Raw genomic sequence first — 16,953 nt, forward strand, 5'->3', positions numbered from 1 at the left:
AGGAAAAGCTGAAGCAACGCCGTTGGTGTTATTCCACCAACGGCGGCTTTTTATACCTCTATTAATTCTTACCTTTGATTTTTTACTTCTTCAATAAAATTAATCAGAAAAATACTTCCTTCTAAGGCGTCATAAATTTCCAAGTCACGTTCCCAACGGTGTTGGGTTTGCCGTTTTCGGGATTGGAGATAGTTCCTTTCCATTCGCCGTTAGCTTGGCGCTCAGCGGTGAGAGTTCGCCAACTAAACTGACCTTTTTCATAATCGAAGGTTTCACCGTCGTCATCGTAGAGCTTGTATTGAGCAGGTTTTTGACCGTAATGACGAACTTCAAGGTCTACTTTTTGGTCGGGTTTAGGGGCGTGTAACATTACGGGCATCATCGGAATAATCCCCCCGTCTTTGACGAAAACGGGAATTTTATCCAACCCCGGCGTAACGGTAATCACCTCGCCCTCTCCCACCAACTTGCCCGTGTAAAAATCATACCATTTTCCTTTCGGCAACACCACTTTACGGGAGGTCTGGCCCGTAAACATTGGCGCTACCAACAGGTATTCTCCCGCCATGTACTGGTCTTTGATTTCTTTGTTGACGGCCACGGCGTAGGGATTTTCTTCCAAATTGGCATTCAGAAGTTCCTTTTTTAGCTCCGTCTTAAAATCGGGTTCAAGATTAACGGCCCGAAACGGCGGCGTACCTTCAAAATGATACTTGGCAAATTCGGTGTACCAATACGGCATCATGCGCATCCGTAGTTGCGAAATTTCTTTGATTTGCTCCGCCACTTCAGGAAATGTCCAAGGTTTAGTGCTGCTAGCCCACGCATTAATCATGGCCATCGGTGAAAAGCACACCGATTGAAACCGCCGCAACCATTCTTCACCCGTCTTGGAAGCCCGCACTTCTGGAGTCCACAGGGTTCCCGAAAAACCGCTGTTAATCAAGCCCGTAATAAAATCTTCGTGGCTGTAATTATCGTTGTAAATAACGTACGGCAACGATACTCCGCCTGCATTGGAAGCCCGCACCAACCCGTAGGTACGTCGGTTGTGTTTACGAAACATATCGGTGCTTTGTTTCATCACCAACACCCCGTATGTCTGGCGCATTTGCTCGGCACTGAGCCCCGAAGGAAACGTAGCCACATCGGGCCAAAGCCACGAATCAAAGCCATCCACTTCGTCGATTTTATACCCGCTAACGCCTATACTGACGTGGTCTTTGTCAAATTGCCCCCAATAAATGGACTGCGCTTTGGGTATCGTTAAATCGGGCACGGCTCCCACCCAAACCGAATGTGAGCCCGTAAAAGGCGCAATTTTGGGAAAAATTGAGGCCTCGGGTGATACGTAAGGATTGGTCCAAAGATTGATGCGAACGCCCTTGCTGAGCATCTCATTTACAAAAGCAGCAGGCTGAGGAAAACGGGTTTTGTCCCACTCAAAAGTGCAAGGATAGGATTTGCTCTGCCAGCCAGGTTCGAGACCGATAAAATCCAACGGATAGCCCTTTTCTTCAAATTCGGCCGCTTCTTTTTGCACATCTTTATCAGAATACAAACGATTGACGCGTTGCGTAAAACCTAGCCCCCAACGCGGCGGCAGGCAGCCCCCACCGTTGAATAAATTAAACCGCCGCACGGCTTCCATCGGCGATGGCCCACCAAAAACATACAGCTCCACGCCCCCCGCTGGTACGAGCATTTCGACCGCATCGGAATATGGTTGGGCTTGCCAGTTTTTGTCAGTATTACGGTCTTTCAGCAACGGCGGATTTTTGCTGTCGGTCCGGACGGCGGTGCCCGCGTACACATTGATATAACGCGCCGAATTCACAAACACCCCGTAACCTTTGGACGACACATAAAAAGGAACGGGCGCATGAGTACGGCCGTTGTCTTTGTTACCATAATGGTCCATGTGCAGCTGCAAGATTTTTCCCCGTTGATGAACGGTCTGAAAGTTGAGCCCGAAGCCAAAGAGTTGTTCTCCCCTATCCAGAGGAAAGCGTAGATAGGTTTTACCATCTCGGAGCTGCACCGAAATCTCGTTTTGGTTCAACGGAAATCCCGTCGTACCCATATTTTTCAAGGCATTGGTATTGGGCTGAGCGCCCGAAGCCGTCAGCAGATTATACGCTTCGGGCTTACCCACAGACACTTTCCAGACACCCGAAGCGATTTCTTTCCATTGCATTAATTGGGCAGAAACCCTGAAGTTTGCCGAAAGCAAGCCCAGCAACAACACTGTTTTATAAATAGATTTTTTCATTTTGATGGTACAAGGGTATAACGTTTTCCTTTTTCGGTCTGAAATTCAATGAGATAAGTTTCTTCCAACGGTACATCCACCAACTTTTCATCGGGGTTTTTGACAAACTTCAAAGTTTCGGTTTCGGGATTGAGCGGGTTAATTGCGACGGATTGAGTTGATAATGAGGGCATTTCAACCACTTTAACGGGTACCTTTGTACGCAACCGACACACACCGCCGAGGTTGGACAACACACTCGCTTGGGTTAGTTTTCCCCCCTCCCATTCAATAGTTACGTCGAAATTCCCACGGGCTTTGATTCCTTTCACAGAACCTTTGGGCCAAGCCTCAGGCAGGGCAGGCAGCAAGCTGATTTCGCCCGTATGGCTTTGCAGCAACATTTCGGTAATACCAGCAGTACCCCCAAAATTTCCGTCAATCTGAAAAGGAGGGTGCGCGTCAAATAAGTTGGGATAGGTTCCACCACCCGACTGTGTAGACAAGTTTGCGCCGTTTCGAGAGGTATTTTTTGGACCGACATACGACAGTCCGTCTCGTAGTATTTTATACGCGTGGTTGCCATCTTCGAGGCGCGCCCACCAGTTGATTTTCCACGCCATCGACCAGCCCGTACTAACATCGCCGCGCTGAATCAGCGTTTTTTTGGCCGCCGCCGCCAACTCTGGCGTTTGACGAGGGTTGATTTGATGACCCGGGTGTAGGCCAAATAAGTGTGAAATATGACGGTGCTTATCGGTGGGGTCGTCCCAATCTTTGTACCATTCTTGCAATTGTCCGAATTGACCAATTTGATAGGGATACAAACGCGCTTTGGTTTTCTCCAGTTGGGCCAAGAATGCAGCATCGGTTTCCAGAATTTTAGCCGCTTGAATGCAATCATTAAACAACTCCCGAATGATGGCCATGTCCATCGTAGAAGCCATCGTAATCTGGTATTCTTTACCGCTGATTTTGATGGTGTTTTCGGGCGAAGTGGACGGATTGGTAATCAAATGCCCTTGGCCATCTTCCACCAACCAATGTAACATAAACTGCGCGGCACTTTTCATGAGTGGATACCCGTGTTCACGCAGAAAAGCTTTATCGCCCGTAAACTGATAATGTTCCCACAGATGGGTGCTTAACCAGGCTCCCGCCATCAACCAACTCGACCAACTGCCCCGACTGCGCGAATCCCACTCATAGCCACCACCTGCGGAAGTTTTGGCCCAAATATCGGTACCATGGTGCGTAATCCAGCCTTCATTGATACCGTAATTGACCTTGGCCGTTTTGGCTCCATTGACGGCCAGATTACCGATAAAATGCAGCAAGGGCAAATGACATTCGGGTAAGTTGGCGTTTTCGGCGAGCCAATAATTCATTTCTACGTTGATATTGGTGGTATAATTACTGCCCCATGGCGGCTGAATGTGGTCGTTCCAAATCCCCTGCAAGTTGGCGGGAATCCCCGCTGCTCCCGAAGCGCCATTGCGTGAACTTGAAATCAATAAGTACCGACCAAACTGATAATATAGGGTTTGCAATTGCGTATCGGAAGGCCCATTTTGCTGACGAATCAGGCGCTCGTCGGTGGGCAATTTGAGGGCTTCCGCATCTTCTCCCAAATCCAGCGCCACCCGATTAAACAGCTTCTGATAATCAGCGATGTGCGCGGCTTTGAGTTGGGTATAGGTAGATGATAACGCCTTTCGTAGAATTGCGTTCGCCTCCACCGAAGGGTCTTTCCCAGCCAATCCTGGAGATTTATCAAATCCGTTAAAACTCGTTGCGCCAACTACATAAAACGTTACGGTATTGGCTCCCGAAATGGTCAATTTACCATTTTGACTTGCCACTTTTCCTCCCTCAGATTGGGCCGCCAAATGAATTTCAAAGTTCGTTCCTTCCCCCTTTGGGTCCTCATCGTACAGAATCTGTTGCGGCTCCGAGGCGCGGTGAGCTACGTGCTTTGGCGCTTTTCCTTTTAAAACAAGACGGTTTGGCAAACCACTTAAAATACTGAATTTCAACCTACTGCTCAATAGAGCACTGACATTGATGCGATTCTTTTTATTGGTACTAATCCGTACTACCATCACCGAAGCGGGGTGACTGATAAAGGTTTCGCGGGTGTAAGTTACTCCGTCAACGGTATATTTCACGGTAGAAACGGCCGTATTTAAATCTAATTCCCTGTAATAATTTAGGGCCATAGAATCGCGAAAACCAAAATCAAGGTGTAAGTCGCCCATTGGCAAATAGCGAGCGCAATACGGCCCTTGCATTTTCTTCCAAAGTGCATCTGCTTTGTCGTACTCACCTTCAGAAATGGCTTTGCGCACCTGCGGTAAAACCGTCGGGCCGTTGGGGTTATTGCCTTCAATGGGGTAGCCCGACCATAGCTTGTTATCGTTTAGCTGAAAGCGCTCATGGTTGACCCGCCCAAACACCATCGCCCCCGTTTTCCCGTTACCCAAGGGCAGGGCTTCCTCCCAAATTTGTGCGGGCTGAGCATACCAAAGTTTGAGTTGAGAGCTACGACCAGGGAGCTGCGCATAGCTGGTGGATAATCCAATCGGTGGCCCCAGTAGCAACCAAAGAGAAAAACAGGCCACAAAATGTACCAGAAATACGCGAGAGAATGAAAAGGTTGAATGGGTAAAAGAGGGATACTTTTGACACAGAAACTTCATACAAAAAGGGTCAGGAGTTTAGATTAATTCAAGTTCACAAAGACCATTCAAAGCGCACTATAGTAAAGTTGTCTTCTTATGTCACAAGCTCAATTTGGGCCTTACTTACTCTATTTAGAATCTAATCTTTGAGCTAATGCTCGACTGAAAGCATCTATTTCTTCAGCTGATTTTATGCTTTCTTTCGGCCATATTTTTGCTTTGTGTATGATTTTTAGCCAATTTGAGCCATATTTGTATAAAACCAATCCTCGTTGAAAAACTTGTCACCAAAACATATAAGGTATTTTTTGCCCCTAATCATCTTTGATTTTAGCAGTGATATGCCCGATTATCGTTTTATTTGAAAACTCAATCCACCCCCACCTAACCGTCCAATGAACATGTGATTTTTTAGAATGACGCTTCATGCTTTGAAACAGGCATGTTTTTTCTATTAAATACCTCTTTGATGCTCCTTCAAAAACGCGGCAAACCTCATCTGTAAAAGAATTGTTTGCCAATGGAGGAGACTTCATCGTAATATTTTTCTCAATTTTTAACTCTTACATGGAATTATTTATCATATTTCTGCTTACGATTATCAACGGCATCTTCTCAATGTCCGAAATCGCGGTAGTCTCTTCTCGCAAAGTAAAACTGGAAAATTCGGCCAAAAGAGGCAGCAAATCAGCCAAACTAGCCTTAGAACTTATCAATTCGCCCAATCAATTTCTTTCTACAGTTCAAATCGGCATCACCCTCATCGGGATTTTGTTGGGTATCTTTGGGGGAGAAAACCTGACCAACGATTGGCAAGACTATTTAAACCAATTTGAGGTTTTGAAACCCTACAGCCGCCCGTTGTCGGTGGGGGGTGTGCTGGTGATGATTACGTTTATTTCTTTGGTCATTGGCGAGCTAGTCCCCAAACGCATCGGTCTTACCAATCCCGAAGGCATCGCTAAGGCAGTGGCATTGCCGATGCAAATTCTTTCAAAAGTTACCTCGCCATTCGTGTGGCTTTTGACCCATACATCTGATCTTTTACTCAAAATTTTGCGGATAAAACCCTCCGCCGATAGCCGCGTGACGGAAGAAGAAATCAAAGCGTTTATTCAGGAAGGAACCGACGGCGGCGAAGTACAGGAAATTGAACAAGAAATCATGGAGCGGGTGTTTCATTTGGGCGACCGCAAAGTAGGCTCCCTCATGACGCACCGGATGCAGTTGGTTTGGCTCGATTTGACCGATAGCCCCGACGAAATACGCGAAAAAATCAAGGGCGAAATCCACTCCGTTTATCCAGTTTGTAGAAACACCGTCGACGAGGTGGTCGGGGTCGTGTTGATGAAAGATATTTTCCAGCAGGTCATGGAAAACCGCCCCCTTGATTTGGAGGCGTTGATTAAAGAACCCCAATACCTACCCGACAGCAGTTCGGCCTACATTGCGCTCGAACGCCTTCAAGAAAACCGTCAGCATTACAGTATGGTCATTGATGAATACGGAGCTTTACAAGGAATCGTAACACTGAATGACCTGATGGACGCCCTCGTAGGAGACGTGAGCGACACCAATTATGATGATGAAAGCAGCATCGTTCAGCGGGAAGATGGCACCTATATCACTGATGCTCAGATGCCCTTCTACGATTTTCTAAGCTATTTTGACCAGTTGGATTTATACAACGACAACATGCCTTTTAACACCATTGGAGGTCTGTTGCTCGAACATTTTGGACACGTACCCAAAACGGGGGAAATCATACTTTGGCATGGTTTTAAGTTCGAAATTTTTGACATGGACGGTGCCCGGATTGACAAAGTGTTGGTGACGCAGGAAGAAGGAGATTCAACGGAAGACGCATAAACTTAGGATTTATCAAAACTCCCACGCCAACAAATTTATTATAACTTTCTTAACACCAACGTCTTATCATTTACACCAGCGGAACTTTGAAGCATAATGGAAGGGGCCGAAACGCTTACATTTTCAGATTTAAGGGTTTTTCCTGTCACCACATCCGTCCATGTAGCTGAATAGTTTCCTTTGGGCAACTGTAAGTTTATCCGACAAGGTTGCGCCAAAAGCGGCTCTGCATATACCAAATATTGCTGGCGGTCTTTCATCGAATATACAAACGCACCTTCGGCGTGCCCTAAAAATGAAGCATCGGGCTTGAGCGTTGCCAAATCCATCCGTTCCAGTTGATTTTTTAGCATTTTGAACTGCCTTCTTAGCGTCGGACTTCCGCCGCCGGGGGCGTTGTTGGTCAAATCTTTTCCATCTTCCGAACCAACTGAAAACGAGTAGTCTAAATGGCCAAAAAGTCCGCCGCCGCTCATCATAAATCGCCATGCTTGTCGGCGATAAGTGTCGTCGTTTTTCCCCGCAAAGCCCGTTTCATTAAAACCGACAACTCTGTTGAGGCGATAATTCAGGCCGGCCGCCTCAGGGTGTGCGTAGTGAAACGTATAGATGGAAATGTTGGGATCTGACACAAAAACGGGCAATTTAAAATTGGCGATATTGTGCGAAATCAGGTGTTTTTTCGCCAAGCTTTTCTCTTGGTTTATAATCCATCCCGAAACGTTTTTGTGCCACTCGCGAGATTTGGCGGAGGCAACTTCGAGCGTATTTTTCCAGTTATTTCCGGGTTGTTTTAAATCATCAGCGCCCATATAATCATTCCAAACCAGCACCGTATCTTTGCCTTCGGCCCAAGGTTCGTTCTGAATTTCGAAGTAAAAATGGTCGTACTGATTCAATTCCTGCACCAATTTGCGGGTATAGGCTTCCTGAAACTTCAAGATTGCGCCATTATCCAGCGTGTTGACTTTATTGGGCGCGAGGTCGGTCGGTGTTTGATTGACGTTATTTCGGCCATTGAAAGGATGATACGCCCAACCCGCCCCGTAGTACGACGAAAAAAGGCAGATTTCCACAATCACCCCGCTCTGCTCAGCCTTTTTCATGAAGTCATGCAAACGCGCAAAAAACGCTTCGTCCCACACATTAAGGTCGTATTTATCATTTATTTTTTTCCATGGCAATAGTAGACGGTCGTCGGCGGGTGCCATGGTGTTTTTTTGAATACCAAACGCCCCTGGCTTTTCGTAGTACGCCCCCGTAAACAACCGAGTTGTGTTGAGGCCGTCGGCCTGCAGGGTTTTGAGGTAGGTATCGTAGTTAAAATCAAGGTTCATTACGGCGCCGTAGTGTTCGCCCGAGCCCACAATGACGGTTGGTTTGCCCTTATACGTAAAATAATGCGGGTTTTGCGGCAATAACGCCAAGGTTTGAGCCAATGCTGTAATGCAAGCACTAAACGCGCAGAGGAAAGCGAAGATAAATTTCATGATAGGTTTTGGGTAGGTAGGACTTGTTGGCAGGTCTACATTTTTCAAGAAAGCCATTTATCAAACCATTCAAATGCATCTTTTTGCATTGGTTGGTCAAACTTATGCTCACCGTCATAAAACTTCCCTTGGTATTTATCCCCCGCTCCCGCTTTGGCAAAGATTTCACGGAGTTGGTTGTCGGCTTTTTTCATTTCTGGCAACGTAAATAAGTCATCGTCGTTGTTGTTTTGCACCATCGTTGGCAAAGGCGCCCGTATCCCCAAAATCTCGGGAAAATCTAAATAATTGGGTAACAACGGCACATATAGCATCCACGTGTGCGTGTACGATTTGTACAAAATAAAATCATCCCAGGTCGACATAAAACCCACGCACACCGCGCATTTGATGCGCGCATCCAACCCACCCAAGTACGCCGTCCGCAATCCACCACCCGACAGTCCCGCGCAGCCGATGCGGTTCTTGTCTACATCGGAACGGTTGCTTAAAATATCCAAGGCAATTTGGTCTTCGGCCAAAACCACGCCTGGCCAAGTGGTACCACCGCAAAACAATGATTTCGACATAACGTGCTCATGCTCACCCGCCCAAGTATTGTAGGCTTGGATATTTTCGGTTTTCTCGGGGTCAGCGTCCGATTTACCTTCCGTTTTGAGTGGGCCCCACGAATACCCAGCGACTTCGTCGTACAATACCCGACGACTTTCAAACGCAAATGTATCGTGAACCAATACCACATAACCGCGTTTGGCAAGCTCATTAGCCCAGGCTTTACCACCATAATAATGCTCCTGATGCTCAACCAACAACGGGTGCATGTCGTCCGAAAGGCGTACTATTTTACGTTTACCAAAGTACTTATTGCCGCCGTGATCGTGAAGCGCCAGAATCGCAGGCAGGGGTTTGGTTGCTCCTTGGGGCTTCAAAAGATAGGCTTTGGTCGGGCGGCCATAGGGCAATTGCCACGACAGCTCTTCAATATCCAGTCCATCATACGCGTATTTTTTCTCGACGGTAACGGGGGGCGTTTTGCCCAAATCAGGTTTAAAAATCAACTCACTGGTTTTGGCAAGGGCTTCTTTTTGCCACGTTTTTACATTGTTCCATTTGGCGTTTCGGAACGATAACGCAGGGATATTTTTTACCAATGATGAGGCCCATTCGCCGTACGTGCCAATCAGGCTTTTTTGAGTTGCCATTGTTTCTGTGTTGGTTGAAAAAACATGATTCCCTACCGATACATCCATTGCATCGGGTAGTACCGCCAATGAAGCCGCCATACTTGCCGAAGTTTTAATGAATTTGCGGCGGGAAGCAGAAGATTTTCCGTTCATTTTTGAGGGTTTTTGTCGTCTGTTTTGATTACTTTATTTGCACGCTATCCAACAGTTCAAATTCGGTCCTAAACAGCGCTGGTCGTTCCTGCACAGTATCACCCAATTCCAGCACCACACCCGACTTTTTATCGTGTCCTTTCCACTCTGGAAGGCCCTTGGCGTTGGGGTTTCCTGTTTTGGCAAAATTCACCCAATAATCGGCCATGTTGTTTTCCAATTGGCGGTCCACTTCCTGCCAAGGCCGATTCCAGCGGTGCAATGTATGCAACGCATACGGTACTTCTGAGGTGTGAAATGCGCCATAATTCGGGAAATTGGGCTTATCGGGCGGCACATGCGTAAACTGATAAAGATAAGCTTTGCTTTTATTGAAGCCCGCCCACAAATGCGCCGCACGGGCCGCAAACGAAAGCAAGCCCAATTTTAACTGGGCAGCTTTGGCTTCCTCGTCGGTGGCGGCGGGAAACAGCTTCAAAAATTCGTCGGCCTTGTCACCGTATTTTTCCCGCAATTGTTGTTTGAATTTTTCAGCCGAAAGCGCCTGTCCGCCCGTTATACTGCCGTCGCCCGTGACCCAGCCTGCCATCAGCGGCACGTCGTTGTGTTTGCCTTCTTTAAAATGGTTGAAAATATCCGTAGGCAACACGTGGCCGTCGAGCGTAACGCCAAAACGAATGCCGCCTTGTGTCGCCGCCAAAATTTCTTCGGGTGTTTTTTTGCGTAATTCCGCCAAATTGGCCGCATTGGCCTTCTTCTGAAACGCTTCTCCCACTTTTTCGGCATCTGCTAGCGACGCTGGAATGCGGTTGGAAAGCATCCCACCGCTTTGGGCAATGGCGCGGTGAAAAAGGCGCTTGGCCAACGGCGACGCTACCAAACAATTAACGCTCATCGACCCTGCCGACTGCCCCGCAATGGTGACGTTGTTGGGGTCGCCGCCAAAAGCGGCAATGTTGTTTTGAATCCATTTGAGGGCCGCAATCTGGTCCAGTAAACCATAATTTCCTGAGGCGTTGTTTTGCTCTTTACTCAACTCAGGATGCGCCATAAAACCCAACGCGCCGACCCGATAATTAATACTCACAAAAACAACCCCTTTTTTTGCCATTTCTTCACCGTCATAAATGGCGCAAGCTGCCGAACCCGACGAAAAGCCCCCACCATAAATCCACACAAAAACGGGACGATTCTCGTAGGCCAACTTCGCGCCTGTCCAAACATTGAGGTACAGGCAATCTTCGCTCAGTGGCTCCGGTGGGGCAATAAACTCTTCGGTCCAGCAGTAAAAAGGCACTGGTTTGGACTGAATCGGACTGGCCGAGAAAGCCTCGCATTTGCGAATGCCTTGCCAGTTTTTGGCAGGCTGAGGAGCTTTCCAGCGCAAGTCGCCCACGGGTGGAGCGGCAAAAGGAATACCTTTATATATATGAATATCGCCACTTTTTAGGCCTGATATAGCACCATTTTCGGTCTTGACAATGTTGTATTGCGCCTGCGTTTTTAGCCCTACCGCAAGCAATCCTAACAGTAGAAGATTGGGAAGTATTTTCATAACCTATCAAATCACAAAAAAGAGAAAAACTACTCATAATACAGTTACTAAGCCACCTTCCCTACCATTTCCACCATCGCCACAAACACCCGTTAAAGAGTCCACCACTCATCTAATTGCATCCATTCTTCTAAAAAAACCGTTAATGTATGTTAAGAATCACGCTAACGTCAGTTTTTAGCTAATTTTGTGCGTTAATACTGCACAGAATCTAAAATGAACGACAGCCTGCTGACCCGTCGCCTGTGTGAACGACACTTTTCATTGATTATATGATTTTTTCAAAAATTAGCCATATCCATTGCAACCCCAAAGCCTTATTCTGCGTATATGGGATTAAACGACTTATCATTCTCATGAGCGTCTTCAGTTCCGTATTCACCTATGCCCAACGCCCTACCGCAGGCCCTACTTCCTCCCCGCAAGGAGAAGAAAAGGTTTTTTTGCTGGGTGCCGACAGCATGACCGTCATGAAAATGACGGATGGAAGTGAAGTGCGTAGGGTAGTCAATAAGGTGGTTTTTCGTCACAAAGGAGCGCTGATGTATTGTAACTTGGCCATTCATAACGTGGCCTCTAATGCCATTGAGGCTTACGGCAATGTTCGGATTGTGCAGGGTGATACCATTACCGTTACGGGAGATACGCTGTTTTACTACGGAAATAGCCGTTTGGCAAAGGTGATGGGAAAAGTAGTCAATCTTAAAGACCGCAAAAGAACCGTTACGTCAACCAAGATTGAATACGACATGGCAACGGGTGTTGCTTTTTATCCCAACAAGGGGAAAATCATTGATGCCGAAAACACCCTGACCAGCAACATTGGGTATTATGACACCCGTACCAAAGTTTCTACTTATTACACCAACGTTAAACTGGTCAACAAAAAGTACACGCTGACCACCGACACCCTCATTTATAACTCACTGACCAAAATCGCCGACTTTAAAAGCCCTACAAAAGTAGTCAGTAAAGAAGGAACGGTCATTGCCAAAAATGGCTCCTATAACACCGATACTGGCGAGTCGTTGTTTAGAACCCGCACCACCATTGACAATCCAGACTATACCCTCACGGGCGATTCACTCTCGTTTGACAACCTAAACAAAAAAGGATTTGCCAAAGGAAAAGTGGAAATTGTGTCTAAAAACGATGACACGATTCTCAACGGAGATTTCGGAATCTACAACGGAAAATTGGGCATATCAAAGGTTTGGGGACACGCCCTAACGCGGTCTGTCATTTCAAAAGACACTCTTTTTATGACAGCCGACACCCTTTACTCTATTGATATACAACCAGATACTACCACAGCAGCTATCTCAAAACCAAATTTATCCAGCAAGCAACTTGACAAAAATAAAGTTGACGCTGATTCTTTGGCTAAGGCAAAACCTGTAGTTGGTTTTTCGCTCAAAGGAAGAAAAAGTAGTGTTTTTTTAAAAGAGATAACCCCGTCCAATCAGGCCAATTTGGCAAAACGTATCGCGGTAAAAACGAAGGCAAGTGCCGATTCACTGCTTAGTATTTTGCCCCTGCCCGCCTCGGGGCGTGAGCTTTCTAAGCCCGCCAAAGACGCGCTCGTAAACCAAAAAGCAGATACATCAAATGCCCAAAAACCCCGAAAGTTAATTGGGTACAAAAACGTGTTATTGTACAAAAAAGACCTTCAAAGTCGCTGTGATTCACTGATTTACAACTCTTTAGACTCCAACATTACATTTCTAAAGAAGCCCATCATCTGGTCTTCTAAGTATCAGTTGGAAGCAGATTCAATCGTGGCGCAGATGGTCGAACAAAAGTTGAGGACCATGTACCTGAAAGCAAAATCATTTGTTATTTCTCAAGATACCCTTCTTAATTTTAATCAAGTAAAAGGGCGGCGGATTACGGCTTATTTTGACGACAGCACCCGATTGCAACGCGTATTTGTAGAAGGCAACGGCGAGAGTATCTATTTTGCGGCCAACGAAGAAAAAAAAGCCATGGGAATGAATCGAGTAGAATGTGCCAAGATGACGCTCAATTTTCGTCGTAACCAAGTACATAGAATTCAATTTGTGGGCCAACCCGATGGTCGTTTTATTCCTCCGCAGAGTATTAAAGGAGAAGACAAAGAACTTGAAGGTTTCAATTGGCGAATCAAAGAAAAACCGACAAAACTTGAAATTTTAGCCAAAGCTGGCTTTAAACCAATCGAAAAGAAAATTGTCAAACCGCCAGTGACGAAAGAATCAAAAGCCGTCAAAACAGTGACGAAAGAAGTTTTGAAAACAAGGGTAAAGTCCAATAAAAAGAAACTTTAGTCTAAGAAAAACCTTTTACGCTTTTTTTTCGTTTATATTGTATCCCGATTAATAAATTTTAACACTCTTTTAAGGTTCAATTTTTGATATTACAAAAAATAGCCTATATTTTTGCAGGAAACAGACAAGAAATATGATTTTTCAATCCATCCACAGCTATGAAAAAAACTATACTAAAATATATCTTTCTTACCATCTTCAGTGTTTTTGCCCTGACTGATGCCTCGGCGCAGTCAGAAGTAAATCGAAGCAAAAGCCGCCTGAACGTCGGGAAGAAATCAACATCCGTTACTTCACCCACTCTCACCAAGATACCTCGGTCATTGGATCGCAGTATCAACTTGCGCCCAAGCTCGGCCATCAACGCTTACTACCGTTCTATTTTACTTAGTCCGGGCACTGCTACAAATGCAAATACCGCCAATAAAAACCGTACCAACGGTGAATTGGCCACGGCCTCCGATACCCGCCCGAATTTGGAAGAAGTTGCCAAGTCTGAAGATTTATTTTTTGTGAGCGAAAAACTACGCGTATTGAATGCGTACCCTAATCCCGCAAATGATTACGCTGAGATTGATTATCAGATTTCAGGTAATGTCGGCAACGCAAAAATCTCATTGTATAACATCTTGGGAGCCAACGTGGCTGAATATGATTTGGATAGAAACGAACGTCAACTCCGCATTTCGACCCGCGAAATTCCGACTGGAGTTTACTTTTATCAGTTACTGTTAGAAGGCAAAAAAGTAGCAACCAAAAAATTGCTAATTAGACACTAATTTGCGATAGTCAATCACTTAAAACGTACTGAATACTTTTTACGCTTCTATTTCGTTATGAGATATGAAGCAATTTTTGTATTTTTGCGCCCGATATGCGTAACACCCGATTTGGATTTTTTCTGCTGATTTTCACCGCCGTAGTGCTGGGTTCGTGCAGCAAGTTTGCTAAACTGCAAAAGGAAGGAACACTTGAACAGAAGTATGAGGCGGCCCTTCAGTATTACAAGAAAGCTGATTATTATCGTGCAGGCTTGCTGTTTGAAGAAATCACTCCTTTGTTAAATGGCAAAGACGCTCGCCAAGCCGAGCTCGCTCAATTTTACAATGCCTACTGTAATTTCAAGCAGTCAAACTACAACATGGCACAGTTCCTGTTCAAGAACTTCTATGAAACATTTCAGCGAAGTGAATACGCTCAGGAATCTTTGTACATGCATGCTTATTCGCTGTACAAAGACTCTCCAAACTCAAACCTTGACCAAACCAATACCCTGACCGCCATCAGTGCCCTTCAGGATTTTATCAATACCTATCCCGAAAGTGCATTCCGTGAAGAGAGTACTCAGTTGATACTGGAACTTCGGGAAAAACTAGAACGTAAAGCCTACGACAAAGCTAAACTTTACTACAAAACCAGTGAAGCCAACATTGCCAATTACCGTTCAGCCGTAGTGGCCATCAACAATTACCAAAAAGATTTTCCCGATTCTAAATACAATGAGGAGCTGGCATTTTTACGCGTTGATGCGCAATATAATCTAGCAAAACTGAGCTTCGCCGAAAAGCAAAAAGAACGTTATCAAGACGTTTCCAAATATTATTTGGCATTTTTGGACAAGTACCCCAATAGTAAATACTTACGTCAGGCTGAACGGTATTACGAAAATACCGTAAAAGAATTGGGCGTAATTTTAGAAGCAGAGAAAGCCGAAAAAGCATTGAAGGAGAAAAAACCTTCAGACGCTGGTAAACTTTCGACTCCTTCTTCTACTCAAAACTAAAAGTTGAACATTAAATTATTCAAATACAATGGCAGCAAATCCATCAATCATAACCCGCGACACCGACAAATTGGCCGCGAAAACTGGTAACTTGTACGAATCGGTGGCGATTATTTCACGCCGTTCACGTCAAATTGCCTCCAAAACCAAAGAAGAGCTTAACAACAAGCTTGCTGAGTTTGCCTCAGGTATTGACAACCTCGAAGAAGTATTTGAAAACCGCGAGCAAATCGAGATTTCTAAATTCTACGAGCGTCAGCCTAAGCCAACGGGTATCGCCATTGAAGAATTTATGGAAGATAAACTTTTCTGGCGTTCAAGCGACGAAGAAGTTTAATCTTTTCCTCCCATAAAAAAAGCCGCACGATTAAACAACGTGCGGCTTTTTTGTGCCATTTATGTACATTTGGAAGTAAATATTCCTTAAATGCCTACCGTATTTTTTCTTTGTACACTATTGTAACTCATGCCTTCAACCCTTCTCCATAAAAAAATTCTCGTAGGCGTAACGGGAAGTATCGCCGCCTACAAGTCAGCATTGTTGGTGCGTTTGCTCATTAAAGCAGGGGCAGAAGTACAAGTAATCATGACTCAATCGGCGAAAGATTTTATAACACCGTTAACTTTTGCTACTTTATCAAAGCGCCCTGCCCTATCGTCCTACGTCGCCGACGAGAATGGGAGTTGGAACAACCACGTAGAGCTAGGATTATGGGCAGATGCCTTCATCATTGCCCCAGCCACTGCACATACGCTTGCTAAGTGCGCCAACGGACTCTGCGAAGATTTGTTGACTGCCGTTTATCTATCTGCCCGTTGCCCCGTATTTTTTGCGCCCGCCATGGATTTAGACATGTACCTGCATGGCTCTACGGTTGAAAATCTTCAGAAGCTGCAACGCTTCGGCAATTCCATCGTCGAAGCCGAACACGGAGAATTGGCGAGCGGATTGGTCGGAACTGGAAGGATGGCCGAGCCAGAACATATTCTTTCTCACCTTGAAAAGCATTTTGCAACCGTACCAGCCTTAAAAAACAAGAAAATTCTCATCACTGCTGGCCCCACGCAAGAAGCCATCGACCCAGTGCGGTACATCAGTAATCATTCAACGGGCAAAATGGGTTTTTCGATTGCGAAAGCATTTTGGATGGCAGGTGCTGATGTTACGGTAGTGAGCGGCCCAACCGCTCAACCCATACCAGACACAGAAATTACCGTTGTACCCGTTCGGTCGGCAAAGGAAATGTACGAAGCCACGCAAAAGCTATTTGCGGAGGCCGACGTTATAATTCTTTCGGCCGCCGTGGCCGATTATACCCCCGCTCACCCAGCCGATCGCAAAATCAAGAAAAAAGAAGCGCAATTTAACATTGAACTTACCAAAACGGTAGACATTGCGGCAACGCTCGGGCTGCAGAAACAGGCAGGTCAACTCATGGTTGGTTTTGCCCTTGAAACCGATAATGAGCTAGAAAATGCCTTGGGGAAATTGAAATCCAAAAACCTTGATTTGATTGTGTTGAACTCCTTGAATGACAAAGGCGCGGGTTTTGCACACGATACCAATAAAATTACCGTTATTGAAGCAAACGGAACGGTACACTCCTTTGAGTTAAAATCTAAAACCGACGTTGCCCAGGATATTTTACAACTTGTGGCAGGAAAATTGCACACATAGACA

At 45.7% G+C, this 16,953-nt stretch carries 11 protein-coding genes; 6 read left to right on the forward strand and 5 right to left on the reverse strand.

Features of this window, described 5'->3' with window-relative positions; translation table 11 throughout:
- Nucleotides 1-121 precede the first annotated feature (121 nt).
- Both NCI00_RS08055 and NCI00_RS08060 read right to left on the reverse strand, forming a co-directional pair.
- Nucleotides 122-2,272: a glycoside hydrolase family 31 protein gene (locus NCI00_RS08055; RefSeq protein ID WP_253526589.1), complete on the reverse strand. Its 2,151-nt coding sequence runs from the start codon at nt 2,270-2,272 to the stop codon at nt 122-124.
- A complete protein-coding gene (locus NCI00_RS08060; RefSeq protein ID WP_253526590.1) occupies nt 2,269-4,950 on the reverse strand; it encodes a glycoside hydrolase family 95 protein in 2,682 nt (893 codons plus the stop codon). Before NCI00_RS08060 ends, NCI00_RS08055 begins: the two co-directional genes overlap by 4 nt.
- A 549-nt stretch (nt 4,951-5,499) precedes the next feature.
- Here NCI00_RS08060 and NCI00_RS08065 point away from each other — a divergent pair.
- Entirely contained in the window at nt 5,500-6,801 is a 1,302-nt protein-coding gene (locus NCI00_RS08065) for a hemolysin family protein (protein WP_253526591.1), read from the forward strand.
- A 38-nt stretch (nt 6,802-6,839) separates the two neighbouring features.
- On the opposite strand, the gene NCI00_RS08070 is transcribed toward NCI00_RS08065, so the two are convergent.
- From NCI00_RS08070 to NCI00_RS08080, 3 genes are read right to left on the reverse strand one after another with little or no spacing between them, the layout of a single operon-like run.
- Complete coding sequence (locus NCI00_RS08070) at nt 6,840-8,291, reverse strand: cellulase family glycosylhydrolase (RefSeq protein ID WP_253526593.1); 1,452 nt, start codon at nt 8,289-8,291, stop codon at nt 6,840-6,842.
- Nucleotides 8,292-8,335: 44 nt separating this feature from the next.
- A complete protein-coding gene (locus NCI00_RS08075; RefSeq protein ID WP_253526594.1) occupies nt 8,336-9,628 on the reverse strand; it encodes a dienelactone hydrolase family protein in 1,293 nt (430 codons plus the stop codon).
- Between the two features lie 28 nt (nt 9,629-9,656).
- A complete protein-coding gene (locus NCI00_RS08080) occupies nt 9,657-11,183 on the reverse strand; it encodes a carboxylesterase/lipase family protein (protein WP_253526595.1) in 1,527 nt (508 codons plus the stop codon).
- A gap of 356 nt (nt 11,184-11,539) precedes the next feature.
- Here NCI00_RS08080 and NCI00_RS08085 point away from each other — a divergent pair, with 356 nt between their 5' ends.
- The 5 genes from NCI00_RS08085 (at nt 11,540) to coaBC (ending at nt 16,950) form a co-directional block, all read left to right on the forward strand.
- Nucleotides 11,540-13,489 carry an OstA-like protein gene (locus tag NCI00_RS08085; protein ID WP_253526596.1) on the forward strand — a complete coding sequence of 650 codons (1,950 nt, stop codon included), beginning with the start codon at nt 11,540-11,542 and terminating at the stop codon, nt 13,487-13,489.
- Nucleotides 13,490-13,647: 158 nt separating this feature from the next.
- Nucleotides 13,648-14,268: a T9SS type A sorting domain-containing protein gene (locus tag NCI00_RS08090; RefSeq protein WP_253526597.1), complete on the forward strand. Its 621-nt coding sequence runs from the start codon at nt 13,648-13,650 to the stop codon at nt 14,266-14,268.
- 95 nt (nt 14,269-14,363) lie between these two features.
- Entirely contained in the window at nt 14,364-15,272 is a 909-nt protein-coding gene (locus NCI00_RS08095) for an outer membrane protein assembly factor BamD (RefSeq protein WP_253526598.1), read from the forward strand.
- 28 nt (nt 15,273-15,300) lie between these two features.
- Entirely contained in the window at nt 15,301-15,609 is a 309-nt protein-coding gene (locus tag NCI00_RS08100; protein WP_114065458.1) for a DNA-directed RNA polymerase subunit omega, read from the forward strand.
- Nucleotides 15,610-15,738: 129 nt separating this feature from the next.
- Entirely contained in the window at nt 15,739-16,950 is a 1,212-nt protein-coding gene (gene coaBC / locus NCI00_RS08105; protein ID WP_253526599.1) for a bifunctional phosphopantothenoylcysteine decarboxylase/phosphopantothenate--cysteine ligase CoaBC, read from the forward strand.
- Nucleotides 16,951-16,953 lie beyond the last annotated feature (3 nt).

It is taken from the genome of Runella salmonicolor, from assembly GCF_024158025.1.
In the GTDB taxonomy this organism is placed as follows: Bacteria; Bacteroidota; Bacteroidia; order Cytophagales; family Spirosomataceae; genus Runella; species Runella salmonicolor.